Annotated in this window: 23 protein-coding genes and 2 tRNA genes; 10 read left to right on the top strand and 15 right to left on the bottom strand. The window is 47.8% G+C overall.

Annotated elements, in window-relative coordinates; all coding sequences use genetic code 11:
- Window positions 1-17 precede the first annotated feature (17 nt).
- Window positions 18-1,937: a M3 family metallopeptidase gene (locus L0156_25580; protein MCI0606370.1), complete on the bottom strand. Its 1,920-nt coding sequence runs from the start codon at window positions 1,935-1,937 to the stop codon at window positions 18-20.
- Between the two features lie 71 nt (window positions 1,938-2,008).
- Window positions 2,009-3,223: an amidohydrolase family protein gene (locus tag L0156_25575; protein ID MCI0606369.1), complete on the bottom strand. Its 1,215-nt coding sequence runs from the start codon at window positions 3,221-3,223 to the stop codon at window positions 2,009-2,011.
- Between the two features lie 38 nt (window positions 3,224-3,261).
- Between L0156_25575 and L0156_25570 the strand changes: the two genes are divergently transcribed.
- Entirely contained in the window at window positions 3,262-3,789 is a 528-nt protein-coding gene (locus L0156_25570) for a hypothetical protein (protein ID MCI0606368.1), read from the top strand.
- Between the two features lie 3 nt (window positions 3,790-3,792).
- On the opposite strand, the gene L0156_25565 is transcribed toward L0156_25570, so the two are convergent.
- The 7 genes from L0156_25565 to L0156_25535 all read right to left on the bottom strand — a co-directional run bounded on the left by L0156_25565 (window position 3,793) and on the right by L0156_25535 (window position 6,791).
- Complete coding sequence (locus tag L0156_25565; GenBank protein MCI0606367.1) at window positions 3,793-4,305, bottom strand: adenine phosphoribosyltransferase; 513 nt, start codon at window positions 4,303-4,305, stop codon at window positions 3,793-3,795.
- A 21-nt stretch (window positions 4,306-4,326) separates the two neighbouring features.
- Window positions 4,327-4,602 (bottom strand): acylphosphatase, encoded by a 276-nt coding sequence (locus tag L0156_25560; protein MCI0606366.1) that lies wholly within the window; start codon window positions 4,600-4,602, stop codon window positions 4,327-4,329.
- A gap of 42 nt (window positions 4,603-4,644) precedes the next feature.
- Window positions 4,645-4,718, bottom strand: a tRNA-Pro gene (locus tag L0156_25555).
- 42 nt (window positions 4,719-4,760) lie between these two features.
- A tRNA-Pro gene (locus tag L0156_25550) sits at window positions 4,761-4,834 on the bottom strand.
- 96 nt (window positions 4,835-4,930) lie between these two features.
- Complete coding sequence (locus L0156_25545; GenBank protein MCI0606365.1) at window positions 4,931-5,290, bottom strand: MerR family transcriptional regulator; 360 nt, start codon at window positions 5,288-5,290, stop codon at window positions 4,931-4,933.
- A gap of 176 nt (window positions 5,291-5,466) precedes the next feature.
- Window positions 5,467-5,934, bottom strand: a complete 468-nt coding sequence (locus tag L0156_25540; protein MCI0606364.1) for a DUF1285 domain-containing protein — start codon at window positions 5,932-5,934, stop codon at window positions 5,467-5,469.
- A gap of 32 nt (window positions 5,935-5,966) precedes the next feature.
- Complete coding sequence (locus tag L0156_25535) at window positions 5,967-6,791, bottom strand: tetratricopeptide repeat protein (GenBank protein MCI0606363.1); 825 nt, start codon at window positions 6,789-6,791, stop codon at window positions 5,967-5,969.
- Between the two features lie 169 nt (window positions 6,792-6,960).
- Between L0156_25535 and scpB the strand changes: the two genes are divergently transcribed.
- The 3 genes from scpB to hisC all read left to right on the top strand — a co-directional run bounded on the left by scpB (window position 6,961) and on the right by hisC (window position 9,399).
- Window positions 6,961-7,554: an SMC-Scp complex subunit ScpB gene (gene scpB, locus L0156_25530; GenBank protein MCI0606362.1), complete on the top strand. Its 594-nt coding sequence runs from the start codon at window positions 6,961-6,963 to the stop codon at window positions 7,552-7,554.
- Between the two features lie 55 nt (window positions 7,555-7,609).
- On the top strand, window positions 7,610-8,329 hold the full coding sequence (locus L0156_25525) for an rRNA pseudouridine synthase (GenBank protein ID MCI0606361.1): 720 nt from the start codon (window positions 7,610-7,612) through the stop codon (window positions 8,327-8,329).
- A 101-nt stretch (window positions 8,330-8,430) separates the two neighbouring features.
- Entirely contained in the window at window positions 8,431-9,399 is a 969-nt protein-coding gene (hisC, locus tag L0156_25520; protein MCI0606360.1) for a histidinol-phosphate transaminase, read from the top strand.
- Here the strand turns inward: hisC and L0156_25515 are convergent.
- On the bottom strand, window positions 9,386-10,375 hold the full coding sequence (locus L0156_25515; protein MCI0606359.1) for an adenosine deaminase: 990 nt from the start codon (window positions 10,373-10,375) through the stop codon (window positions 9,386-9,388). The two genes, hisC and L0156_25515, sit on opposite strands and share 14 nt — an antisense overlap.
- 134 nt (window positions 10,376-10,509) lie before the next feature.
- Here L0156_25515 and L0156_25510 point away from each other — a divergent pair, with 134 nt between their 5' ends.
- Both L0156_25510 and L0156_25505 read left to right on the top strand, forming a co-directional pair.
- Window positions 10,510-13,008 carry a CehA/McbA family metallohydrolase gene (locus L0156_25510; GenBank protein ID MCI0606358.1) on the top strand — a complete coding sequence of 833 codons (2,499 nt, stop codon included), beginning with the start codon at window positions 10,510-10,512 and terminating at the stop codon, window positions 13,006-13,008.
- Window positions 13,001-13,219, top strand: coding sequence for a glutaredoxin (locus L0156_25505; GenBank protein ID MCI0606357.1), 219 nt, complete (start codon window positions 13,001-13,003; stop codon window positions 13,217-13,219). The genes L0156_25510 and L0156_25505 overlap by 8 nt, the downstream gene beginning before the upstream one ends.
- Window positions 13,220-13,249: 30 nt before the next feature.
- Here L0156_25505 and L0156_25500 read toward each other — a convergent pair whose 3' ends face one another.
- A complete protein-coding gene (locus L0156_25500; protein ID MCI0606356.1) occupies window positions 13,250-13,963 on the bottom strand; it encodes a carbon-nitrogen hydrolase family protein in 714 nt (237 codons plus the stop codon).
- Entirely contained in the window at window positions 13,960-15,006 is a 1,047-nt protein-coding gene (locus tag L0156_25495) for a hypothetical protein (protein ID MCI0606355.1), read from the bottom strand. Before L0156_25495 ends, L0156_25500 begins: the two co-directional genes overlap by 4 nt.
- A gap of 121 nt (window positions 15,007-15,127) precedes the next feature.
- Between L0156_25495 and L0156_25490 the strand changes: the two genes are divergently transcribed.
- Window positions 15,128-16,918: a cyclic nucleotide-binding domain-containing protein gene (locus L0156_25490; GenBank protein MCI0606354.1), complete on the top strand. Its 1,791-nt coding sequence runs from the start codon at window positions 15,128-15,130 to the stop codon at window positions 16,916-16,918.
- Window positions 16,919-16,959: 41 nt separating this feature from the next.
- On the opposite strand, the gene L0156_25485 is transcribed toward L0156_25490, so the two are convergent.
- On the bottom strand, window positions 16,960-17,298 hold the full coding sequence (locus tag L0156_25485; GenBank protein ID MCI0606353.1) for an STAS domain-containing protein: 339 nt from the start codon (window positions 17,296-17,298) through the stop codon (window positions 16,960-16,962).
- Between the two features lie 31 nt (window positions 17,299-17,329).
- Window positions 17,330-19,513 (bottom strand): bifunctional (p)ppGpp synthetase/guanosine-3',5'-bis(diphosphate) 3'-pyrophosphohydrolase, encoded by a 2,184-nt coding sequence (locus L0156_25480; GenBank protein MCI0606352.1) that lies wholly within the window; start codon window positions 19,511-19,513, stop codon window positions 17,330-17,332.
- 153 nt (window positions 19,514-19,666) lie between these two features.
- On the opposite strand from L0156_25480, the gene L0156_25475 reads away from it, so the two are divergent.
- Genes L0156_25475 through L0156_25465 form a run of 3 tightly spaced genes read left to right on the top strand, consistent with a single transcriptional unit; the run spans window position 19,667 to window position 21,777 of the window.
- The gene (locus tag L0156_25475; GenBank protein MCI0606351.1) at window positions 19,667-19,849 is read left to right on the top strand and encodes a TatA/E family twin arginine-targeting protein translocase; all 183 of its coding nucleotides are present in this window, start codon (window positions 19,667-19,669) and stop codon (window positions 19,847-19,849) included.
- A gap of 31 nt (window positions 19,850-19,880) precedes the next feature.
- On the top strand, window positions 19,881-20,627 hold the full coding sequence (gene tatC / locus L0156_25470) for a twin-arginine translocase subunit TatC (protein MCI0606350.1): 747 nt from the start codon (window positions 19,881-19,883) through the stop codon (window positions 20,625-20,627).
- A gap of 4 nt (window positions 20,628-20,631) precedes the next feature.
- Window positions 20,632-21,777 carry a S1C family serine protease gene (locus L0156_25465; protein MCI0606349.1) on the top strand — a complete coding sequence of 382 codons (1,146 nt, stop codon included), beginning with the start codon at window positions 20,632-20,634 and terminating at the stop codon, window positions 21,775-21,777.
- 36 nt (window positions 21,778-21,813) lie between these two features.
- Here L0156_25465 and L0156_25460 read toward each other — a convergent pair whose 3' ends face one another.
- Window positions 21,814-23,313 (bottom strand): TolC family protein, encoded by a 1,500-nt coding sequence (locus L0156_25460; GenBank protein ID MCI0606348.1) that lies wholly within the window; start codon window positions 23,311-23,313, stop codon window positions 21,814-21,816.
- Window positions 23,314-23,605 lie beyond the last annotated feature (292 nt).

The following is a 23,605-nucleotide window of genomic DNA, read 5'->3' as shown; positions in this document are numbered from 1 at the left end:
CAGGCGAGACGCCCGCGCTACTTTGCGTACAATTTTTCCAGCTCGGAGAGTTTTGCTTCGAAGATCCGCATGGCATCCTGAACTGCAGCCGGCTCAAAAGGATTCAGATTCAAATGCTTTTGAAGCAAATTTACCGGCGTGTCTGGAAAGCCGCTCTTCATTAACTCGAGATACTTCTGATCGAATTGCGGATCGTTATTGTGACGCTGGTAATAGCTGATCGCCATCAGATTCGCAAACAAATAGTTGATGTAATAGCGTGGGCTCGAAAAATAGTGCGGAGTAAAACTCCAGTTGTATTTCAGGAAATCATGCTTTTCGTAATGTTCTCCGACATACTTGATCCCTTCCTGTTTCCAGAGCTCATGTAGCTGCTCAGCTTCCGTCAGTTCATTCGCATGAATTTTCTTGTAAGCGGTGTATTCGAATTCGGAGCGCATCACGATGTCGAAGAAGCGCCGCAGTGCAACGGACAGCCATTCTTCGAGATAGAAGATCTTATCTGCTTTGTCGGTAGCTTGATTGAACAGGTAATCGAGAGTGACAAATTCGTTCAGCATCGCGAAGCTTTCCGTGAAATAGGTTGCGCCATCCGCATAAACGTAAGGAACTTTATTCTGCGCGATTAAATCGTAATGGACCACATGGCCTGCTTCATGTCCCATTATCTGCACATCGTCAACGAATCCGTGAAACACAAACGAATAGAACACAAGCGGGGAACCGTAAATACCATACGCAAAGGCTCCCGGCCTGCGATTTTCTCCTTTCACAATATCCAATCTTCTGTTGTTTGGATCCATCAACTGGGCGAGATCTGCTGAATACTCCGGACCATGAAAAGCAAGCGCATTCTTCAGGATCTCCGTGGTTTGCGCGATCGTGAACCGCGGGCGCTTGTAATCTTTAGGAATCACTTCCATATCCCACGGCTCCACCGGATCAATACCGGATATGGCTTTAATGCGGCTTTTGCGAAGTTCAACATATCGTTTCATCACAGACGCGTGTTTTTCGATTGCTTTGAAAAAGGATTCCACCTGTTCGTTGGTCAAATAGGCATCAAAAAGGGAACTTTCGAAAGCATCTTTGAAGTTTCTAAGCTTTGCGACGGAATTGGCAGTTTTGGCTTGTTTGATGAAAGCAAAACCGAAAAGGTCTGCGTTGCCTGAGTATTCCTCGTACAGCTTGAGCGCTGCATCTTTTCTTATGGTCCTAACCGTGTCTTTACTCAGCACCTGGCGGTCACGATAAATATTCAGTTTTCCGCCTTCCCCTTTCATTTCTGAGAAACGCGTACGATCGATCAGTTTTTGAAATATCTGAGCCTGCCAGGAAAAAAGATCAGGAGAGAGAGAGGCGAGCAACTCTTCTTCTTCGGAGCTCAATGTGTGTGGTTTATAACGCGTGTTTTGTTGCAGATAGAAACGGTAGCGGGCGAGTTTCGGCTCCTGCGAAATCAACTTTTCCAGGTCCTGTTCTGAGATTCTACGGAGCTCTGTGTTTACAAAAGCAACTTTTGCGCCGATTTCAGAGACAGCCTGGTCGGCTTCGGTCAATTGAGCTTCCAATTTTGTATCGATGGAGTATTGAAGATAGCGATAAACGTAAACCTTCTGCGTTAAGAGATTGAGACGCTCCAATTTTTGCGCAAGCTCATAAAGAAGGGGGCCGGAGGAAGCAACTTTTTCTTTGTATTTCTGGATATCTTCTGCGAGGTTGTTCGCTTCTGTGAGATCCTTTTTCCATTCGGCTTCGGATGGATAGAAATTCTTGGCGAGGTCCCAATGATATTTTGCCGCGACTTCATCTGGAATCGATTTGAATTCGTCCGCGGCAAATACGGTCGTAGTAATCAATAGTAATAAGATCAGTAGATAAGTTGCGTACACACTCTCCTCCGTTCTTAGCTCGTAGTATCGACTTTTAACCGCCATGACGCCAAGAACGCCAAGTAAAAAAATCTCACTTTATCTTGGCGACTTTGGCGACTTGGCGGTTTCAAAATTCAAGGACGGCGATAAACCTTTCCCTCTTTCATCACGAACTGGACGTTTTCAAGGGCTTTTACATCTTTCAGGGGGTTGGATGGAAGTGCGATAAGATCAGCAAAACAGCCTGGGCGGATTCGTCCGATTTTGTCCTCCCAGCCCAGCAGATTGGCGGCTGCAGTTGAAGCGCTTTGAATTGCCTGAAGGGGTGTCATTCCGAGTTCCACGAGCACAGAAAACTCACGCGCATTCAATCCGTGTGGGTAGACGGTTGCATCTGTTCCAAATGCGATAGGTACACCGGCGGCAATTGCCATTCGGATGTTGTCGTGAACTTTCGTTCGCGCGGTCTGCAATCTTTCGATGACCTCCGGTTTCGCTCCTGTGTTCTGTGCGTTTTCCAATATCCAATCGAGACGATACAGAGTCGGGACAAGAAAAGCTTTGTGCTTTTTCATGGCTGTGGCGGCTTCTTCATTGATCATTCCACCATGTTCAATCGAGTTTACTCCAGCGGAAACTGCTTGCAGGATGGCGTCCGGTCCTTGAGCGTGAGCCGCAACTTTTAATCCCAGTTTGCGTGCCTCAAAAACAATCGTTTGAACAATGGAATCCTCCAGCTCTTTTGCGGAAATATCCTGATCAGAAGGAATGACCTGACCACCCGCGCAGAATTTGATGAAGTTGACCTTTTGTTTTGCCAGGTTTACGATGATGTGCATCGCATCCTGCGGAGAATGAACCACGGCTTCACCGGCAAAAACTTGATCGCAAACACCCTCTTTTGCTCCGAGGGCAGGTCCGGACACAAACATTCGCGGACCAATTGCCTTTCCCTCTTCAATGGCATCGCGCAAAATCAGATCCGTCTTGCCTGTGGAGCCCGGATTGCGAACTGTTGTGAAACCAGCTAACAAAGTTTTCTCTGCGTTGTCCGAACCCACAACACCGGTCGCGCCCTGTTGCGCCCATGCGAGGTGCACGTGTGCGTCAATCAAGCCCGGAAGCAAATACATGTTCGTCAGATCGATCACGGTTGCGCCTTCCGGAATTTTTATTGAAGCTTCTGTGCCAACTTCAGTTATTTTGTTTTGCTGAATCAAAATAACAGGATTTTCTACGATCGTCCCTGTGTCCACATCGATCATCCAATGTGAGCGCACTGCTATGGTTTCGCTCCGTACAAAATTTGCCATAAAAAGAACACCCAGAGTCAGCCAAAACTTTCGCATCGAAACATCCCTATATATTTACTGTTATGATTAATCATATGTCAGAAAGCAAATTACCGTCTGATTATTATGGCGAAAGTCCTGATTCGAAAAAAACATCCTCATCAAATCCGGAGGATGTCGCTTCGATTGAGGCGATTATTCGCGCTTCGTACGAAACGATTTCAGGTCCAGCGGGCCAACCTCGCGATTGGAAAAGAATGCGTACGCTCTTTTTGCCGGGTGCGCACTCCATCCGGACAGGCCCCTTGGGAGATGGCCGTATCGGTTACAAAATGATGGAAACCGATGGCTTCATTTTGCAAATGAATGATTGGCTGGTTAAAAATGGTTTTTTCGAAAGCGAAATTCACAGAGTCGTCGAGCAGTTTGGATCCATCGCTCATGTGTTCAGCACGTATGAATCTCGTAGAAATCTGGAGGATGCTGAACCGTTTATGCGGGGAATCAACAGCTTTCAGCTGTTTCACGATGGAACAAGATGGTGGATTGTCCATGTGATCTGGCGACACGAAGCGCCGGATTTACCGATTCCAGAAAAATATTTGCCGCCGCATAACGGTTAGAAATCAGTACTGGATCAGTGAGTGAATCTCGTAGCCGGACAGCCGGTCTCTGCCATTCAGAAAGGAAAGTTCAATAAGGAAACCCAGACCCGCTACGCGCGCGCCCAGTTTTTCAATAAGCGCAGCTGTTGCTGCGGCTGTTCCGCCAGTGGCAAGTAAATCATCGATGATGAGCGCGCTTTGTCCCGGTTCCAGCGCATCGGAATGGATCTCTACGCAATCGGTTCCGTATTCGAGCGAATACTCCATTCGTTGTTTCACGGCGGGCAATTTGTTCGGTTTTCGGACCGGCACAAAACCGGTCCCAAGCTGGTAAGCCAACGCTGAGCCAAAAATGAATCCACGCGACTCAATCCCTACAATCTGATCAACGGTTTGTTTGCTGTAATGTTCTGCTAGAGTATCGATGACATGTTTGAATGCCGCCCTATCTTTTAATAAAGTAGTAATGTCTTTGAACAGGATTCCCGGTTTTGGAAAGTCAGGGACATCCCTGATGCACTCTCTTAAATTCATTGAGTTACCTCGCTAACTCGCTCAAAAAGTGATTCTGAAATCCTTGTATTGCCCCGCGGGGGTCTCTTCATGCATCTCGATGCGATCGACTGTGGAACCACGCGGTCCATTTCGTAATACTGATTCCAGTTCTTTTAGTTGCTGCTCTTCGCCTTCGGCATAAACTTCGACTCTTCCGTCATAAAGGTTTCGCACGAATCCTTTTATCTGAGGCAGTCTCTGGGCTTGTCTTAACACAAAATACCGGAATCCAACCCCCTGAACATCACCAGAGATGAAGTATCTTCGTGCAACCATGACGCGTAGATGAATCGACACGCAACGCGTCGACGCTTTTAATCGGGGCGAGAGGATTTGAACCTCCGACCCCTTGGTCCCGAACCAAGTGCGCTACCAGGCTGCGCTACGCCCCGACGCGTCGACGAATCGACGCGCAGACGCATCGACGATCTTAGTCGGGACGAGAGGATTTGAACCTCCGACCACACGCACCCCAAGCGTGTGCGCTACCAGGCTGCGCTACGTCCCGAATCAGAATTTCACCGCAGAGGTCGCAGAGAACGCCGAGATAAACAAAAAAAATCCTTCCATCTCCGCGCTCTCGGCGTACTCTGCGGTGAATTAACTATTTAACATCGCGACTGAGCAATGTCAAGATTTCCTTCAATTCCCAGCGGATTTTCCTGAGATCTTCAGCGATTTCCTGAGTGCTCAACTGCGAACCTTCTCCAATTTTTGACAACTCCCTTTTGAGCTGTTTTCTGGCGCCAATAATTGTGTAGCCTTCTTCGTAAAGAAGCTTTTTGATCAGGTAGATGACTTCAATATCGCGAGGGCAATAAATCCGCTGCCCCATCGGATTTTTTTCCGGCTGCAGCTCCTCAAACTCGGTTTCCCAGTACCTCAAAACGTAGGGTTCCACCTGCATCATCTCGCAAACTTCGCCGATTTTGAAAGTCTGTTTGGTGGGGACCTTAAACTCCATGATTGCGGTTACGGCGTTCCCCCCTCCTTATGAAGGAGGGGGAAGGGGGAGGTTGGATTCAATTTCCGATGCGATTGTTTCATCTTGAGACTCTTATTCGTTCCCAAAAGTTCAAACACCCCCTCTTAATCTCCACCTTAATAAGGGGGAGAAAATGAATGCAAAAGAATTATATATCAAACGGATGAGGCCTGGGCGATGGGGAACCGTTGCTGTTTCATTTCGAGATAGTACTGATGTTGAACGGGATCCTCACCCAAAAAGGGAGCAAGCTTGAAATAGGAATTACGAGTAAAACGGGCAGGGAATTCGCCTTTTCGCACACGGCAATAAAGAACGTTATTGGTGGAAACTTGAAGAGTCGATGGATCCAGAATCTCCATGTAACCGCCGGAGAACAGCAAATCCACTTGATGAAGCTGTCCTGTTTTGACTTTATGAAAAGCGACATCCTGAATAATGTAAGGAACGTCTTCGACTTCAAAAAAGCAGTTTTCACCCTGGCATTTTGCGAGTAGTTTTCCGTCAGGGGTCTTTTGCAAGGCGCGGAGGATGGTCAATGCAAAATGCGGATCCGTTATTTCTGTGCCTTCATGCCAGATGTGACCTTCTTTGTCTAGAAAGTAATGGTAATTTCGGTCCACAACTAAAAAGTTAAGAACGGCTCACGAGAGTGTCAATTTAAGTGTGCGGAGTACTCCCGGAGAACCTCTACGTACTGGTGGATAACGCTGGCATCGTCTGCTTCCGGAGCAGCAGAAAGGTATCCCTGAAAATCCTCTAACGCCAGACGATAGGCCTGAATCTGATAATAGATAATGCCGCGATCGCGAACTTCTTCAGCCACATGGGGGTTAAGAACAACGAGTTTGTCCATCACGCGAATCAGTTTCTTATAACTTTTTTGCTCCAAATAAATTCCTTTTAGATTTCGCAGCATCCGGATCAGAATCTGATGCTTGTTCATGGAAGAAAGGAAACTCTGTTGAAAATCCATTTCACCTTCTGAAATGTCTTTCCAGAACTCCACGCAGTCCTCGGCTGTCATGACTCGTCCCTTGTAAAAGGCGTCCACGTACATCGGTTTTCCCTGATGATTCACTCGAACGAGAAAGTGTCCCGGAAAACCAATTCCCGTCGCGTCCAGACCAAGACTCCATGCAAGCTCCAGATAGATCACCGACAAACTGATGGGAATGCCTTTCCGTGAATCAATCACATCATTCAGGAAACTGTTCTTGGGATCGTAATAGTTATCGATGTTTCCTGAAAACTGCATGCGCTGAAACAGCAAGTCATTCAACACATCGAGCCGGGAAATTCGAGATTTTTTTGCGCATTCTTTTTTGAGAAGGCCGCTCCATTCCTTTAGCAACTCCAGATAAGACGGAATATTGATCTTTGGATATTCGTCACTTGCAATATAAAGCGCCGCCTCCGCAAGATTTATCTGTTCCACCGGCTTCCTGGCCAATTTCTGGAAATATCCTTTGCTATCCATTCTGTTACCAAATATAGCGTAGTTTTTGCGGCATTGCACTGAAGTAGATCCCTTTGCTACAATGACGCGTTATAATCTCACCGCAGAGAACGCAGAGAGCACGGAGAAAAAGGTAGAAACTTTTGGTTCTCTCTGCGTCCTCGGCGTTCTCCGCGGTAAAATAAAAACTATGGAAAACAGTGAAATCAAGTCCCTCTTAGAGGCATTATTGTTTACAGCAACGGAACCACTGACGCTGGATCACTTTTCATCGGTTGTTCCCGATATAAATAAATACGCGATAGCGCAGGTTCTGGATGAATTAAGGACGGAGTATGAGGCGCGCGATTCGGGTATGGTGCTTCGGGAAGTAGCAGGTGGATATCAAATTTACAGTAATCCGAAATGGCATGAACAGATTCAGAAATTGTTTTCCAGGCCATTCATGATCCGGTTATCGAAATCTGCTTTGGAATCACTTGCGATTGTTGCTTACAAACAGCCGATCACGCTGCCCGAAATCAGTGAAATTCGTTCTTGCAATGCGGCAGGCGCGCTCAAGACGTTATTGGAATGCAATTTTATTAAGGTGTTAGGACGGAAACGCGTGGTTGGGCGGCCGTTTCTATACGGAACCACGCGGGAATTTCTGGTCCATTTCGGGTTGAAGGATCTTTCGGAAATGCCTCAATTGTCCGAATTTGAAGAGCTGATCGGCGAGAAGGTTTCTCCCGAAATTTTCCAATCCACCGGAACAACCGAAATGGATATGGAACAAGAGTAGCGCGGACGTCCCGTCTGCGCATCTCCGCCGGCGAGACGCTCGCGCTACTTTGTTTATGCTTATTCGACTACAAAAAATCATTTCACAGGCGAACGTCACTTCGCGGAGAAAGGCCGAAGAGTTGATCCTTGCCGGGCGTGTGAAGGTCAATGGACAGATCGTGCGTCAGCTTGGTACGAAAGCGGATCCGGATAAGGATCGCGTGGAAGTCGACGGCAAACGTATCGAACCGAAACAACCTCGCATTGCAATTCTTCTTTACAAACCGGACGGCTACATCACATCTATGAAGGATCCGGAAGGGCGTCCGACCGTCGTGCAGCTCGTGGATAGTATTCCAATCCGGTTGTATCCGGTAGGCCGTCTGGACTATCACACCGAAGGTTTACTGATACTTACAAACTACGGCGACCTGGCGCAAAGCATTCAGCACCCTTCCAAAGCAATCGAAAAAGTTTACTGGGTAAAAGTGAAAGGGATTCCTTCTCCGGACAAACTCGACAAACTGAGAAAGGGAGTTGTGATCGAAGGGCGAAAAACGCTTCGAGCAAGAGTGGACGTGCTGGAAACGCGCAAAAATGCATGGCTGGAAATTGCGATCCGGGAAGGAAGACAAAATCAAATTCGAAAAATGTGCGGAGCAATTGGTCATCCGGTTTTGAAACTACGACGCGTTGCCATCGGATTCTTACGGGATACAAAACTGAAACCGGGCCAGTACCGCCATCTGACTCCACAAGAAATTAAGACTTTCCTTTCTACAAAAACTCATTGATGCGATTTTCAGTTTCTCCCGGCGTGCACTCTCTTTCACTATTCCCTTCGGTTAATGAAAAAGAACTTCTTCACAAATACAGCTTAAAGCGGCTGATAAGAATGGCTTCCAATGAGAATTGTTATGGAGCTTCGCCCCACGCGATTGCCGCAGTAGAAAAGGCGTCCCGGAAAATACATTGCTATCCAGATGTGTACGGCGGAGGCTTGAAAGAAAAACTGGCCTTAAGAAGCAACGTGAATCCCGATCAGATTGTCCTTGGGAACGGTTCTACGGAGCTTGTGGAGATGATTGCAAAAACATTTTTGCAGCGGAACGAAAAATGCCTGACCGCACGCGAGACGTTCCCTGTCTACCGGATGGCGGTTCACTCAATCGGTGCTATTTGCGAGACGGTCCGGTTAAAACAGTGGATGTATGATCTTCAAGGAATTCTGGATGCCATCGATTCGAATACCCGCTTGATATTTATCGCCAATCCCAATAATCCTACCGGAACCACCCATAACGCCGCGTATCTTCACGATTTTATTTCCCGCGTTCCTTCGAATGTATTAGTAGTTCTGGATGAAGCTTACCGCGAATACGCCGGCGAGCAAGTGGACCTCCCCTCACTTCCTGAAAACGTGATTGTGCTGCGAACATTTTCCAAAGTATATGGACTGGCCGGCCTGCGCATTGGTTATGCGGTATGTTCGCCGGAAGTTACGTCACATCTGAGTAAGGTATCGCTGCCTTATGGTGTGAATCTGATGGGCCAGATCGCTGCCATGGCCGCCCTGGACGATCAGGAACACGTCGCAAGCTGTGTTGAAAAGAACCGCCAACAGCGTGATTACGTACTAAACGAATTCTTGTCCCGAGGCTACCGGTTCATTCCGTCAGAAACGAATTTTATTTTGTTAAATGCCGCGGATCCCCCGTCTGTGTGCGAAAAACTTTTGCAAAAAGGAATTCTCGTTGCTCCCCTCCAGCTGTACCACATGACGGACGCAATCCGCATCACGCTCGGGCTGCCCGAGGAAAATCAATTGCTTTTAGAGGAGTTGTGCGGAATTAATTTGGGATAAAACTGAAGCGTTTTGCGTTTTCAAAACAGAGCAACAATTCCTGTTGGCTCAAAATGTTGTTTGTGAGAAGAAGATCAATTTCGTGCCGGAGATTCGTGTGTGAAAGGTACGGGTTATCGGTATTGATGGTGAAAGGAACATTCGCGTTGCTGAAGTTGCGGAGCACGATCGCAAGCTGTTCCAGACCACTCACAGCATGCGTTTGAAGATTCGAAGTGGGGCAAATCTCCAGACAAATATTCTGCTCTGATAATGTTTTCATGGTTTCGTCGCTGAAGGCGGCCTGGATGCCATGACCGATCCGGTGAGGCTTGGCAATTTCGATCATTTCCAATACATCGGAGGCAGGACTGTCCGGAGTTTCTCCAACGTGAACCGTGATTCCGAGGCCCTGTTCTCTCGCGCGGCGAAAGAGATCCGCATATTTTTCTGAATTGTTCTTGAAATCCTCCGCCTGAGTTTCGGAGCCCGCAAGGTCAATGCCGACAACGCCACGATGACGATACAGAATTGCTTTCTCAACAATGATTGCGTTTAGCTCATATGGGAATTCGCGAGCCAGGCAAAAAATCAGACCTGCTCTAGTTTGATAATCCAGAACAACGCGGTCCAGACCGCGCAAGGCGGCATGGATGATATGGTCCAGATCCTGTTCCCCGCCACGATTCCGTTTCATAGGATTGAAACGCAGCTCCAGCTGTGTGACGTTCGAGCTCCTGAACTCCTTGCTGATGATTTCGTACACGGACCGTTCGACAGCCTGTGGTGAGCTTTGAATTTTTTCAGTCCACTGAAAGTAATTCAAGTAGTCATCCAGAGAATGGATCTTACTTGGATCAATCGTGATAAACTCCACAAACTGCCAGTAGTTGGCCACAGGCAGCTTGAACCCTTGCTGGTGAGCCAGGCTCCAGAGTGTGTGTGGCGCCACCGCCCCGCCAAGATGAATGTGCAAATCGGTCAGTTCGATTCCCAGTGCATTTCTCGTTGCTGCGAGCGTTGTCATAAGTTTTTTAAACGAAGTAGCGCGGCCCTCCCGGCTGCGGGTTTTGCCGGCGGGACGCCCGCGCTACTTTGCTGCTCAGACTCTTTGCGTTAGAATTTCTCGACATGAAAGCTTTTATCTTACTACTAGTTTTGTGTACTCCGGTATTTGCTCAACGCGATCCGGTGCTCAAACAAATTGATGTGCCTCATTCTTATTACTATCGCGAGATGTATTTGCCGCAATTAACAAGCGGTCCCTCCTCAGTTTCCTGGTCTCCTGACTCGCGAAGTCTGGTTTTTGCGATGGCAGGTTCGCTTTGGATTCAGCCCATCGAGTCGAATGTGGCGCGCCAGATCACGGCCGGCCCCGGATACGATTACCAGCCGGATTGGTCACCTGACGGAAAGCAGATTGTTTTTTCCAGATACGACAAAGACGCCGTGGAATTGTGGCTTCTGGATGTTGAGGGCAGCAAGTTGCAGCAAGTCACTCAAGGTGGCGCCGTCAATGTGGATGCCCGATGGTCACCCAATGGGAAAAAAATTGCTTACGTTTCCACTGCGTACAACAAGCGATTTCACATTTTCTTTGCTGAAGTCGGGGGGGACAGCGTGTCAAAGATTCAGCAGCTCACAGAGGAAAAAAAGAGCAGCGTTGCGCGTTATTACTACAGCGGTTTTGATCACGAACTGAGCCCCACATGGTCTCCGGACAGCGATGAAATCATCTACGTTTCGAACCGTGGCAACATCTATGGAAGTGGAGGTTTCTGGCGAATGAAAGCGGAACCTGGCGCCCGCCAGCGTGAAATTCGCTATGAAGAAACCACCTGGAAGGCGCATCCGGATTGGTCTCGCGATGGGAAGCGAGTCATTTACAGTTCCTATCTTGGACGCCAGTGGCATCAGATCTGGATTATGACTTCCGAAGGAGGAGATCCTTTTCCCTTAACGTATGGGGAGTTCGATAACACCGCCGCGCGCTGGTCTCCCGATGGTAAAAAAATCGCTTTTATTTCTAACAAGAATGGAAATACATCTTTGTGGATTCAAGACGTCATCGGTGGTGCTCAAAAGGAGCTTAAGATTGCCGACCGCAAGTACAAACAAGCGATGGCAAAACTATCACTAACGGTTCTGGGACCGGATAGCAAACAGACACCGGCGCGAATTTCTATTACAGGTGAGGACCAGAGAACTTACGCTCCTTTCGATGCCTGGATTCATGGCGATGATTCGTTTGTGCGCTCCGAGCGTCCGTTTGAACCGCACTATTTTCATACAACCGGCAAGTCCGAAATCATGGTGCCCGCAGGAAAAGTGACGATTGAAGTAATGAAGGGTTTCGAACATGAATTGCTGAAGATGGAAATTGATTCTGTGCCGAAAGATAGTAACCAGCAAGCGACTGTGCGGCTAAGACGTCTGGCGTTGCCTGCCAACTGGCAGCAGTGGGTCAGCGGTGATCTGCATGTGCACATGAATTACGGTGGCTCTTACCGGAATAATTCCGAGCGATTGATGAAACAGGCAGCCGCGGAAAATCTGAAGGTCGTTTACAACCTCATTGTAAATAAGGAGCAGAGAATTCCGGACATCGATTACTACAGCACCAAGCCGGATCCGGTTTCCAATACGAACCGGCTGCTCGTTCACAGTCAGGAATTTCATACAAGCTACTGGGGACATATGGGTTTGCTGAATCTGAAGCAGAATTATCTAATTCCGGGTTACAGCACGTACGCGAACACCGGCGCGGCAAGTCCCTATCCCACAAATGAAGCGATCGCCTCACTGGCGCATGCGCAGGGTGCGCTCGTAGGATATGTGCATCCCTTCGATACGGTTCCTGATCCAGCCGACCAAAATACGCGACTGGTGCACGAGTTGCCGGCAGATGTTGCTCTGGGGAAAGTGGATTATCTGGAAATTGTTGGCTTCAATGATCCCCGGGTTACTGCGGAAGTCTGGTATCGATTGTTGAATTCAGGATTTCGCGTTGCCGCAGGGGCCGGCACTGATGCGATGGCAAACTTCGCTTCGTTGCGCGGTCCTGTGGGCACAAATCGCGTCTATGCAAAACACTCCGGGCCGCTCAAGGCCGATACCTGGAACGAAAGCGTACGCAAAGGCCATAGTTTTGTAACCAATGGACCCCTGGTCTGGTTTTCAGTCGAAGGGAAAGGACCGGGCGACGAGTTGTTTTTCGGCAAGGCGGTCGAGCTGAAATTTCAAGCAACTTTGCGATCAATCATTCCTGTGGATCATCTGGAAATCGTGAATAATGGCAAAGTCGTTCACACTCTCGAACTAAAAGGAGATCGTAGAAGCGGAGATTTCTCCGGCACACTCCCGGCGCCGGAAACGGGCTGGTATGTGTTGCGCGCATGGAACGATCAGCCAACATATCCGGTGTTCGACGTTTATCCTTATGCCACAACAAATCCTGTTTATGTCAGCATTGATGGCAAACCTTTGCGGATACAAAAGGACAGATCCTACTTTGTCGCATGGATCGACAGGATCATTGAAGCAACTCAATCCAATCAGGACTATTATTCAGAAGAGGAGAAACGGGAAGTTCTGAAAATGTTGACCGCAGCCAGGAAAAAATATGAGTGATGTCACATTGATTTTCGGCAAAGATACCTGTCCGTACACAACAGCGGCCAGGAACGACTACAAGGATTCCGGGAAACCGTTTCAATACATTAACGTGATTCAAGACCGTTCCGAATTGAAAAGGATGCTGGAATACTCAAAAGGCGTTCGTGAGGTTCCGGTGATTGTGGAAAACGGTCAGGTCACGATCGGTTACGCCGGAGGCAGCTGAGAGGTTTGATTTGCGGGCGGGTCGCCCGCACTACAATTCAGCAAATAAGATCAATGCGTCCTGTTCCTGATGGGGCTCGGCGCGCGTGACGACTCCTTCGGGCGTTGCGATTAAACTTCGGCCCTGGATATTGTGGCCAAACGTTGTTCCGACCCCGCAAGTTTTTACAACCGGGCAACCGAGCTTTCTGGCGCCTTCTACAAAAATAGAGCGATCCCGTTCGTATTTCTCTTCAATGCTTTCGCCTTTTCGGAATGGAGAAGCCGTTGGAATAAAGGTGATTTCACAGCCCAGAGCAGACAATTCCGCAAACGGTTCCTCAAACAGAACGTCGGCGCAAATCAAAACTCCAACCCGGATGCCGCGAAGTTCAAACATCTTAAACTCATTTCCTTTCAAAACTCCTGCTTCCTGTTCGCGGGCTGTGGGATAAACCTTTCGATAGAAGCCAGCCTCCTTCCCATTCTCAAACACATAGCACGTGTTGTAGTACCCTTCGCGAGTAAGTTCTGTCAGCGTCCCTCCAATCAAAACCGTAGAAAGTCTGGATGAAACGGACTGCAAATATTGTCTACGCTCTTCGAACAATGCGGCTGCCTGTTCGAGGCTTTGAACCCTCTTTGGAAGCGGATAATGTTCCGGCAGACAAACGAAATCAGGCGAGTAGGATTTAAGCCGTTGAAGTGTGTTCTCACTCAACTCTTCGTGGAGCGGCTGCTGGCACGCGGCAACTTTTATTGTCATGGCAGTTGTAGAAAAAGTTTGATCCAGCGAGCAGTCCGCCTGAGATAACTGAATTGCGCTTTTATGCCACTTTTGTCGTACGATTTCTCGTAGGATAAATAAGGAGGTTTGGCTTTCGTCACTCGAATTGCTGGTTCGATCTGCGTCCCTTCATGCCATTCGTTGAAGCTCAGGACTGCCACGAATTCAGGATCTGCTGCGATCGTGTGTTCCCACCAATCATCGTAGGTGTCCCCTTTTTTCCGTCTCCGCAAAAGAGGAGAGGACTGACCAAGATAACGATTTACGTTGAAACCCGGCGCGACGCAGGGAACGAATACCCCGCCCGCCTTTTCGACAGAGACCTGAACCCCCTTGTAGAAATGCATGACATCAATGACGGCTTCGTAAGCAAAAATTCCATCAGCGTGAGTGCGTTCTATGAGTCCGGCATCGGTCGATTGCAACAACAGGATCGAATCGTACCTGCTCGTGTGAACGGTATCGCTCAGCCTTCGAAGCTGTGAATCTGAGAAATCGGGATCATATATGAAAAAGAGACCTCTTTCCGCGGAATTGGGGCCGAAGGTGGTTGGGCGGGCAATTCTCAAAAAAGCCGGGTGATTTCCAAAAGTATCCGTCAGATATTCGATGTCATCACAAATCCTTCTGGTTGTGCGTCCCGGATACGGTTCAATCAGGAATGCGACTTTCAGATTGTAATTCGCGGCAGCATTCAGAAGCAGCTCAGCCATTTCATTTGTGGGATCCTTTTTACCCCACCAGGAAAAAATCAAAGCATGGACGTTCGTTTGCGCGATCCATTTCATGTGCAGATCCAGCACCGCCGGGTCGCGACTGCTGTAGGCGCCGAGCTTCGGATAAAACGAGGATGCGATATCCCAGGGAGGTTGATGCTGATTTTCCTGCCAGTGAAACCATTGGAGATCGTAAGCTGGATTTCCATACCAGCCGTAGTAATAAATGAAGGCCATTCGTTCCTTCGCGAATGCCGGAGAAAAAATGAGCAAAAGCGCGAGTACGGAAAGGATTCTGCTTAACATATGTATTGATATTACGATAAACTAAAGCGAATAGAGGTTTGTAAACGAAGTAGCGCGGGCCTCTGGCCGGCGGTTCACAGGCGGGACGCCCGCGCTACTTTGCTTACATAACACAAAGTATATGGAAGACACTTCGGGGAGTCCTGACCAGAATTCCATAGAAATCAATAACGAACTGATCTCGCTGGATGATTTCTGTGATCTGGGCGGCAAGCTCTTAGAACAGGATATGTATGAAGAGGCTGTTTCTCTATACGAAACGGCTACAAAGTTATTTCCGGATAGTCTTGCGATCAAATTGAATCTCGGACGTGCTCAGGACCTTCAACGGAAGAAGGAGCTTCGCGACCACAAGGATTTTCAGGCAAACATTGAGAAGCTGAAAGCGGAAGATGATTTGCTTGCGCAACGTTATCTGAGCCTTGCTACTCTCTATTATTCGCGCGGGAAAATTGTGAATGCGATCGAGCTGCTCGAACTCTCCAAATTCAAGAACGAGAATGTCTCCAGGACGCGATATTTGCTAGGGAAAATCTACTCGGAACAGGGGGATACCGGAAAAGCGCTGGAAGAATTTCTAAAGGCCAGAGAACTGGATCCTTTCTATGAGGATATTCACAAGAATCTGGGTGGCCTTTACTACGAAAGACAGGAATATGACCAGGCGATGGAAGCTTTTGTTGATGCTTACATCCTTTCGGGTGGAGAGGATATTGCCAAGACCGGATACTACCAGAGACAGATTCGAATGTTGCTGAGTCATGTGAAGGCCGAAGATAAAAAGGAATTCTACAACCGGAGATTTCAGGAAAGAAAGAACCACTTTTTGCAGCTGGCGAATTCCTTCACCGCCCATAAGGAAGTCACACTGGACACCCTTGGCCCTTCGATGGAACCGATCCTCTTGAAATTCAGGGATATGGAAAAAGCAACCCAGACTTCTTTCAATCTTGTTGTGGAGCTGAAGAAATTTCCGATTCTTCAAGGATTGAGCGATGAGGAATTGTTGCGGGTCGCCCGGATTACAACGGAACGATCAATTCCGGCGAACGAAGTTGTGTTTCAGGAAGACGATCTGACGGAAGCGATTTATTTTATCCATGATGGATCCGTCCGGATCATGAAACCAACTCCTTTCGGGGAGCAGCTTCTTGCCTCAATGAAGAGCGGGGAATTTTTCGGTGAAATGGATTTTATCGATTCCCTCCGCTGCTCTGCGACCGCAGTTGCCAACGAAGATTGCCTTTTGCTTTCTATGTCAAAGCTTAAGCTTGAAGATATCTTCATTTCGCAAAAACATATTGCTGTTCAGTTCTACTGGCACTTCTGGAAAACACTCGCCCAAAGAATTCGCCAGACGACTGATTTATTGAAATCCTTTTTTGTGGAAGCAGGTACTGAGGTCCAGCGTGAGATGCCGGAGGGCCGTACCGGCGAAGCAACAAGAGTTGATATTGAGAAGAAAATTGCTCTGCTGAAAGAGAAAGGGTTGTCCTCCAAAGAACTGCGGCTCATTGCGACATTCAGCAATGAAGTATTTTTCCAGGCAGGACACAACATCTTTCTGGAAGGGCAGAAAGGGGACCGTCTTTACATTATTTTGGAAGGACAGGTCCTGATCAGCAAGTACATTCCGGGCGTGGGGGAGGAAGGGCTTGCAATTTTGGAGAAAGGAGATTTTTTTGGAGAGATGGCGTTGATCGACAATGCGCCTCGATCAGCCGACGCCAGAGCGCACACGGATGTGACTCTTTTGCCGATCGAGAATCAACTCTTAACCGATATGCTTTCACGGGATGTGGAGAGCGGCTATCAGTTCCTCTATATTCTTTGCAAGATTCTATCCCGCCGGTTGCGAGAGATTAATATGAAGATCTATCAGTGGCGCATTATGTCTGGCGGATTTTCGTAGGTTCTATCTGGCGGGCACGGAGGCCCGCCTTAGACAGATCATTACTTAAATGAGGAAACAGCTTCTTGAGTTGTTTCGTAGGTGTCGAAAATCGTCATCAGCTGAGTAATCTGAAGCAGATCCTTAATCTTCTTTGTCAAACAAGAAAGCTTAAGTTCACCCCCCCGATTCTTGACCGATGTATAAACGCTCACCAACTCGCCGACCCCCGCAGAATCCATATACGATATGCCGCCAAGATCGAGAACCAGCTGTTTCTTCTCTTCCCCAAGGAGACGCGTAATCTCTTCCCGCAACAGAACGTCTCCTTCCCCAATCGTGATTTTTCCTTTAGGCTCAATGACAACGACAAACCCTTCTTCGTGACGACCAATTTTCATGGGAACCACCTCTTCTTTTAAGTGACTTATTTTAATGCAGTATCCTTTCGACTTCAAGAACGCCTTCGACGGAGCGTATGGAGGATAGAACCCGGTCCAGATGCTTCGTATCGACGATTTCCAGGATCAGTTCAATCTGCCCATGCTTGTCTGGAAAAGTCTGGGCTTGCACGGTTCGAATATTCGTTTTCGAATTCACAATGGCTGTGGAAATTTCTGCAAGCATACCCGGTTTATCTTCCGTCCAGATAGAGACTTTAACCTGTTGAGGAGTTTCCTCTTTTCCACTCCATTCCACTTCGATTCTTCTTTCCGGATTAAACAGTAGTTTTTCAAGATTGGGGCATTTGTTGGAATGCACGGAGATTCCTTTGCCGCGCGTGATGTAACCGATGATCGGTTCTCCGCGAATTGGATTGCAACATTTGGCGAGATAAACAAGCAGATCGTGCGCGCCGTGCACTTTCACGGCTTCATCTGTTCCGATTCTGAGAGCTTTCTTGAGAGCTGCGGTTATCTTCGATTCTTCCTCGGGTGGTTCAGGCGGCGGAGCAACAACAGTTCCTTCCGGAGTAACAGGCTGAGGAATCAAACGATCTACAATCTGTTTTGCGGAGACTTTTCCGTAACCGAGCGAACTGTAGAGATCTTCGATTTTCGTGCAACCATAATCGGGAAGCAGGGAGACGAGCTGATCTTCCTTCAACACCTTTCTCACGTTCAGTTTGTGCTTTCGAATCTGTTTTTCCAGCAATTTCTTGCCCAGTTCGATGGCTTTGATTCGCTCATTTGCATTCAACCATTGTTTGATCTTGTTGCGCGCGCGTGATGTTTGAACAATGGCAAGCCAATCGCGGCTCGGATTGTGATTCGGCTGCGTAAGAATCTCAACAATGTCTCCATTTTTTAGCTTGTACCGTAGCGTCACAAGTTTTCCATTCACTCTTGCTCCGATGCATTGATGGCCGACATCAGTGTGAATCGAATAAGCGAAATCAAGAGGTGTGGCGCCGCGCGGAAATTCTTTGATATCGCCTTTGGGTGTGAACGCATAGACCTCTTCCGGATACAGCTCCACACGCACGGCGTTCATGAAGTCACGGTTGTCGCTCACTTCACGATGCCATTCCACGAGATGACGTAACCACCTGAGGGCTTCTTCGTCCTTTCCACCAACCACTTTTCCTTCTTTGTATTTCCAGTGCGCGGCGATCCCTTCTTCCGCGATGCGGTGCATTTCCTGAGTCCTGATCTGAACTTCAAACTGAAAGCCTCTTTCCGAAACTACGCTTGTGTGAAGGGATTGATAAAGATTCGGTTTTGGCAGTGAAATAAAGTCTTTGAACCTGCCCGGAATCGGCCGCCAGAGCTGATGAATGATTCCAAGAATTCCATAACAATTCTTGATGTTGTCAGTGATGATGCGGAACGCAACAAAATCGTAGACCTTATCCATGTCCACGCGCTGCCTTCGCATTTTGTCATGGATGCTGAAAGTGCCTTTGATTCTGTAATGAATGTCCGCAGTGAATCCGTTTTCGCGTAATTTCTTCTTCAGGGTGTTTTGCGTTTCTTCGATAAACGTTTCGACCTGTTTTTTCTTTTGTTCAACGCGGGTTTCAACGTTGCTGTAGCTTTCAGGATCCAGATGCATCAAGGAAAGATCTTGCAGCTCGCTTCGTATTTTCGACATGCCGAGACGATGGGCGATGGGAGCATAGATTTCCATGGTTTCTCTGGCGATGCTGCTCCGCTTTTCCGGTGGAAGGAATTGCAGTGTGCGCATGTTATGGAGCCGGTCTGCAAGCTTTACAAGAATGACGCGCAGGTCGTCGACCATTGCGAGGATCATCTTGCGAAAACTCTCCGCCTGCTGTTCCTCTTTCGATCGGAAGGAGGCTTTGCTGATTTTTGTTACGCCGTCGACCACATGGGCTATCTCTTTGCCAAAGTATTTTTCTATTTGCTCTACGGTGGTGGCGCTGTCTTCCACCACATCGTGTAGCAAACCGATGACGATGGAAGTCGTATCGAGCTTCATGTCACACAGGATGGAAGCCACTTCCAGTGGATGGATCAGGTATGGTTCTCCGGACTGCCGTAATTGAGCTTTGTGCACCATGGCTGAAAACACATAAGCCTGACGAATCAGATCAGTATCCGGGTTCTTTTGATACTTCTCGACCTTTTCGACAATATCTTCGATACGAATCATTCCGACTCTTAAACAGATTCTAGGTAACGGCTAATTTCCCGTCAACAAAGAAATTTATTATCCAAATAGCGCGGACGTCTCGTCTGCGTCAGCTCGCAGGCTCGCAGGCGGGACGCCCGCGCTACTTTGTTTATAAAGCTATAATACTCATATATGGGACCTATCGGTATTCAGGAACTTGTCTTGATTCTGGTAATTGCGTTATTGGTCTTTGGCCCCAAAAAACTGCCCGAATTAGGACGCTCCATCGGTAAAACTCTTGCAGAATTCCGGCGCGCTTCCAACGAGATCAAGCACAACATCGAGAAAGAAATGGAAGAGCCGGAATCGAAATAGCGGTTATCATTTTCAAGAAAACCATCGCAACATGACCACTCTTCAGGAAGCTGAAACGCAAGAAGGGCAGATGACCCTCTGGGAACATCTGGAGGAATTGCGGCGCAGGTTGATCATCTGCGTTGTCGCGCTTTTCGCGGGATTCATTGTCTGCTGGTTTTACCGTGAGGCGATCTTTCAAGTTGTGCAGGCCCCCTTTCTAAAGTTTGTCGCGAAAGGGGACAAACTCTCATTCATTTCACTCACCGAGCCCTTCTTTGTTTATATGAAGGTGTCTGCTCTAGCGGCGTTGATTTTTACTTCTCCCATACTCATTAGCCAGCTCTGGCTTTTCATCGCTCCGGGCTTATACAGGAAGGAAAGAACGTACGCGATTCCGTTCATTTTCTTTTCGACGATTTTCTTTCTGGCTGGTTGCGTTTTCTGCTACTACTATGTGTTTCCGTTTGCGTGCCGGTATTTCCTGGAAGTTGGAAGCCAGTTTAAACAGGATGTTCGCGTGAATGACTACTTTTCCTTATTCAGTAAACTCACACTGGCAATCGGGTTAATTTTTGAAATTCCGATTCTTGCGTTTTTTCTTGCCAAATTTGGAATCATCAATCATCACTTTTTGTTGAATAAGTTTAAGTACGCTATTCTCATATGTTTTGTTATTTCAGCCATCATAACTCCCACTCCGGATGTGGTCACGCAAACCTTTCTGGCCGTTCCGATGTTGCTTCTTTATCTGTTGAGCATTCTGATCGCGTGGATCTTCGGCAGAAAGTACGATTGAGCGAATGGAAAAGCCCGTATTTTACCTCAGAGGTCGCAGAGAGCGCAGAGAGAATAAGAATTTGGTTGTTTTTCTCTGCGTTCTCTGCGTTCTCTGCGGTGAATTGAACGCGCAGGAGACGGAGATTCTTGAGACGAACAAAATTACGATCACTTCTCTACTGCCGTCGGGCGCGGTCCTGAAAACAGGTTTCGGTTTTCTTTACGATGAAAACACCATCGTTTGCAGCTATTCCGATGTGAAAGGCGCATCAAAGGTTCAAGTGCAGTGGGATGGAACGAGCACGTACACGAACCGTTTGTTGTCTTTCAACGAATCGATGGACATTGCCGTTCTTGCGGCGGAGGAAGAGATCCCGGTGATTACTCCCATCATCAGTTCGAACACTCTTGCGATCGGCGATAAAGTTTCGTACTGGACAGAAAAAAATGGGCGGTGGGAGCTAACGCAGGCTGCGGTGCATGAAATCCTGGATACAGGCAAAGGTTATGACCTCATTTTGATTGAATCCAGCCTTTATTCTTCCCGCTCCACCCCTCTGTATGATTCCGCCGGCAAGATCATCGGATGGGTTCAAGGCAAGAGGGCGATTCCGATGGAAACGATTGCTTCATTTGCTGAAAAAAGAAACGAAAGCGTAACGATGGCAGATGTCAACCGGATCGAACCTCAGTGGAAATTCGAAAAACCCGCATCCCCGGGTCCGGCCCGCTTTCTCAAGCTTTTGGAAATGAAAATGGTTAGTGGTCCGAGCGCTTTTCCCTTTAAGTTGGATTTGCCAAAACACTGGGTTTCAAAAATCTATGAACGTTCCGATAAATTTCATCTTCTGTCAGCTGAGTCAGGTATTGTGATTGAGATTCGTGCGACCTCTTCCTGGAGTGATGACGTGATCGAGGCGATTGAAAAATCAGAAACTATGATTTTTGCGGATTTTTTAAGGTCTGAGCTGATTCCTTATTCGGTCGATTATCTTACCGGCTTTCGCGCTTACTATGAAGACTCCGATCCGTTAAATCCTTACGCGATGCACGCGTTTTATACGAGCTCCGGCCGGAATTTTTACATCCTGTCGGTTTCGTATCCAAAAGGAATGGAGGAAGAGATCCGGCCGTTTGTGGACCAGGTCTTCTCTTCCTTCCGAATTTAGAGTTCACTAGACGTCTTGGCGCCTTGGCGGTTGTATTTAAGGCAGATTTTCTCCCATGAACCTTTCCAGTTGCGCAAGGTTCTTTTCGTAATCCACAGTCGCCAACAATTCCTGAGATTGAGCTAACGCCAGATCATCCTGAAAATCCAGCACGATGTAATTTGTGCTTAAACCAACCGCCAGCTTCTTTCTTTCCGCATCCAGCTTCTTTTCCTGCAGAATGCGCGAGGCACGGGCTGCGTCCAGACGTTTTAAGTCGCTCTCAAGATTTCGGATGGATGTGCGAATATTGAAAATCAAGTTCTGCCGTGCGGTTTCAAGTGTTTTTGCCGTTTGCTTTTCCGTAAGGTCGGCGCGAACAAAATCAGCTTCGGCAGCGTGATTTCCGACCGGCAAACCAACGATGAAACCGATTGACCACGTTTTGTTGTCAAACAGACTAGAGAGTGCATCCGAATAGCCTCCCGGTATGACTCCTATTACATTCGGAGGAAAAGAGTCGTCCTGGATTAGAACATCGCCACCCAGCCCTGTTAATCCCGCGCTTGCCTGGAAATCTAGCTGTGGTTTCAACGCATCCGAAGCCAAACGCTTACTTAATCGATCGCTCGAAAGATCCATTTCAAGCGCTTTCAAATCAGGATTATTTGCAAGAGCCTTTTTGATCGCTTCTTCCGATGTAATTGCAACCGGTCGAACCATCGGTTCGTCCGAAGGCACAAATTTCATATCCCATCGATCCGACTGTTTTTCCGTAGTTACAAGATTTCGAAGACGATCTTCCGTATTACCGATCAAATTTTCTGTTGTGATGATTTCCTGCTTACGCGCCGCAACTTCAGCTTCCGCAACAACGATTTCGAGGGGCGCCATTGTTCCCACTTCTACCTGCTTCTTGTTGTTCTCATAGAGAGCAGTAGCAGAAGCAAGAGACTGCGTGCGCACATCCATCTGCCCTCGGAAGAAAACCAGATCCCAGTAAGCCTGTTCTACCTGTAATGCAATATCCAGGACCCGCTGACGAAGCCTGTGATCCGAAGCAAGCCGGTTTGCCTCCGCAATCCGGATCGGGGCTTTCGTTACTTCAGTGCCAAACCCGCGGAGTAATGGTTGCGTCAAATTTGCAAACAAGCTGGAATCAAAACTCGGATTAAGATTGGTAAACCGTTGTGTTGTGTCCAGCCGCGAATTGTTAAATACGACGTTGTATCGTGTTCCCGTCTGTAGTTGGTGATCCCAGCTGAAGTTATAAGTGAATTGCTCGTTAGTCGTTGCCTCTTCACCGACAAGCGATGACCCGGACGGTGTCGTTGAGTCTCTAGTATCGAGTGTTGCGGCGAATAACGGTTCAAACTTTGCTTTTTCAAACGAGACGCGCGTATCGAAAATTTCCGGGTTATAGCTTTCAACGGCAATGTCGAGATTGTTCTTCAATGCCAGGTCGATGACTTGCTTCAAGGAAACCGGGGTTTCCTCCTGAGCAGATAAAATCCCGCTGAAAAAGACCAACAGACAAAAAATAACGAGCGATTTCATAGAGCACTCCTGATTTGATTTATGTCTTTTAGGAATACGTAATGGTTGGGTTTCTGTTCCAAACCGTCAATTCTACTGCATTTGATTTGTAGTTGTATTCGATTTCCCATTTCCGGTCACTTCTCGGCCTTTTAGAGGTCGAATTCAGACTTGTCGCAAATGTTGTGCCACGAAACCGCGTTATAATTGGCGGCATGGAAAAGAACTCCAGGCCGCCGGAAGATGCCTTTGAGCGGGAGTTGACCACCGATTTAAAGGATGTCACGCCGGACAAACCCAGGGGGATGCCCCT

This window comes from bacterium, from assembly GCA_022616075.1.
Taxonomy (GTDB): Bacteria; Acidobacteriota; HRBIN11; order JAKEFK01; family JAKEFK01; genus JAKEFK01.
The sequence above is the reverse complement of the archived record's forward strand: the minus strand, read 5'-3'. Positions and strand labels throughout refer to the sequence as shown.

Bases quoted from the DNA above. Each gene is read 5' to 3' on its own strand.
- L0156_25575 (MCI0606369.1), bottom strand. From the start codon at position 3,223: ATGCGAAAGTTTTGGCTGACTCTGGGTGTTCTTTTTATGGCAAATTTT.
- L0156_25495 (MCI0606355.1), bottom strand. From the start codon at position 15,006: ATGTTAAGCAGAATCCTTTCCGTACTCGCGCTTTTGCTCATTTTTTCT.
- L0156_25500 (MCI0606356.1), bottom strand. From the start codon at position 13,963: ATGACAATAAAAGTTGCCGCGTGCCAGCAGCCGCTCCACGAAGAGTTG.
- hisC (MCI0606360.1), top strand. From the start codon at position 8,431: ATGGCTTCCAATGAGAATTGTTATGGAGCTTCGCCCCACGCGATTGCC.
- L0156_25465 (MCI0606349.1), top strand. From the start codon at position 20,632: ATGGAAAAGCCCGTATTTTACCTCAGAGGTCGCAGAGAGCGCAGAGAG.
- L0156_25480 (MCI0606352.1), bottom strand. From the start codon at position 19,513: ATGATTCGTATCGAAGATATTGTCGAAAAGGTCGAGAAGTATCAAAAG.
- L0156_25475 (MCI0606351.1), top strand. From the start codon at position 19,667: ATGGGACCTATCGGTATTCAGGAACTTGTCTTGATTCTGGTAATTGCG.
- L0156_25490 (MCI0606354.1), top strand. From the start codon at position 15,128: ATGGAAGACACTTCGGGGAGTCCTGACCAGAATTCCATAGAAATCAAT.
- L0156_25510 (MCI0606358.1), top strand. From the start codon at position 10,510: ATGAAAGCTTTTATCTTACTACTAGTTTTGTGTACTCCGGTATTTGCT.
- L0156_25460 (MCI0606348.1), bottom strand. From the start codon at position 23,313: ATGAAATCGCTCGTTATTTTTTGTCTGTTGGTCTTTTTCAGCGGGATT.
- L0156_25525 (MCI0606361.1), top strand. From the start codon at position 7,610: ATGCTTATTCGACTACAAAAAATCATTTCACAGGCGAACGTCACTTCG.
- tatC (MCI0606350.1), top strand. From the start codon at position 19,881: ATGACCACTCTTCAGGAAGCTGAAACGCAAGAAGGGCAGATGACCCTC.
- scpB (MCI0606362.1), top strand. From the start codon at position 6,961: ATGGAAAACAGTGAAATCAAGTCCCTCTTAGAGGCATTATTGTTTACA.
- L0156_25535 (MCI0606363.1), bottom strand. From the start codon at position 6,791: ATGGATAGCAAAGGATATTTCCAGAAATTGGCCAGGAAGCCGGTGGAA.
- L0156_25505 (MCI0606357.1), top strand. From the start codon at position 13,001: ATGAGTGATGTCACATTGATTTTCGGCAAAGATACCTGTCCGTACACA.
- L0156_25560 (MCI0606366.1), bottom strand. From the start codon at position 4,602: ATGGTTGCACGAAGATACTTCATCTCTGGTGATGTTCAGGGGGTTGGA.
- L0156_25485 (MCI0606353.1), bottom strand. From the start codon at position 17,298: ATGAAAATTGGTCGTCACGAAGAAGGGTTTGTCGTTGTCATTGAGCCT.
- L0156_25580 (MCI0606370.1), bottom strand. From the start codon at position 1,937: ATGGCGGTTAAAAGTCGATACTACGAGCTAAGAACGGAGGAGAGTGTG.
- L0156_25570 (MCI0606368.1), top strand. From the start codon at position 3,262: ATGTCAGAAAGCAAATTACCGTCTGATTATTATGGCGAAAGTCCTGAT.
- L0156_25565 (MCI0606367.1), bottom strand. From the start codon at position 4,305: ATGAATTTAAGAGAGTGCATCAGGGATGTCCCTGACTTTCCAAAACCG.
- L0156_25545 (MCI0606365.1), bottom strand. From the start codon at position 5,290: ATGGAGTTTAAGGTCCCCACCAAACAGACTTTCAAAATCGGCGAAGTT.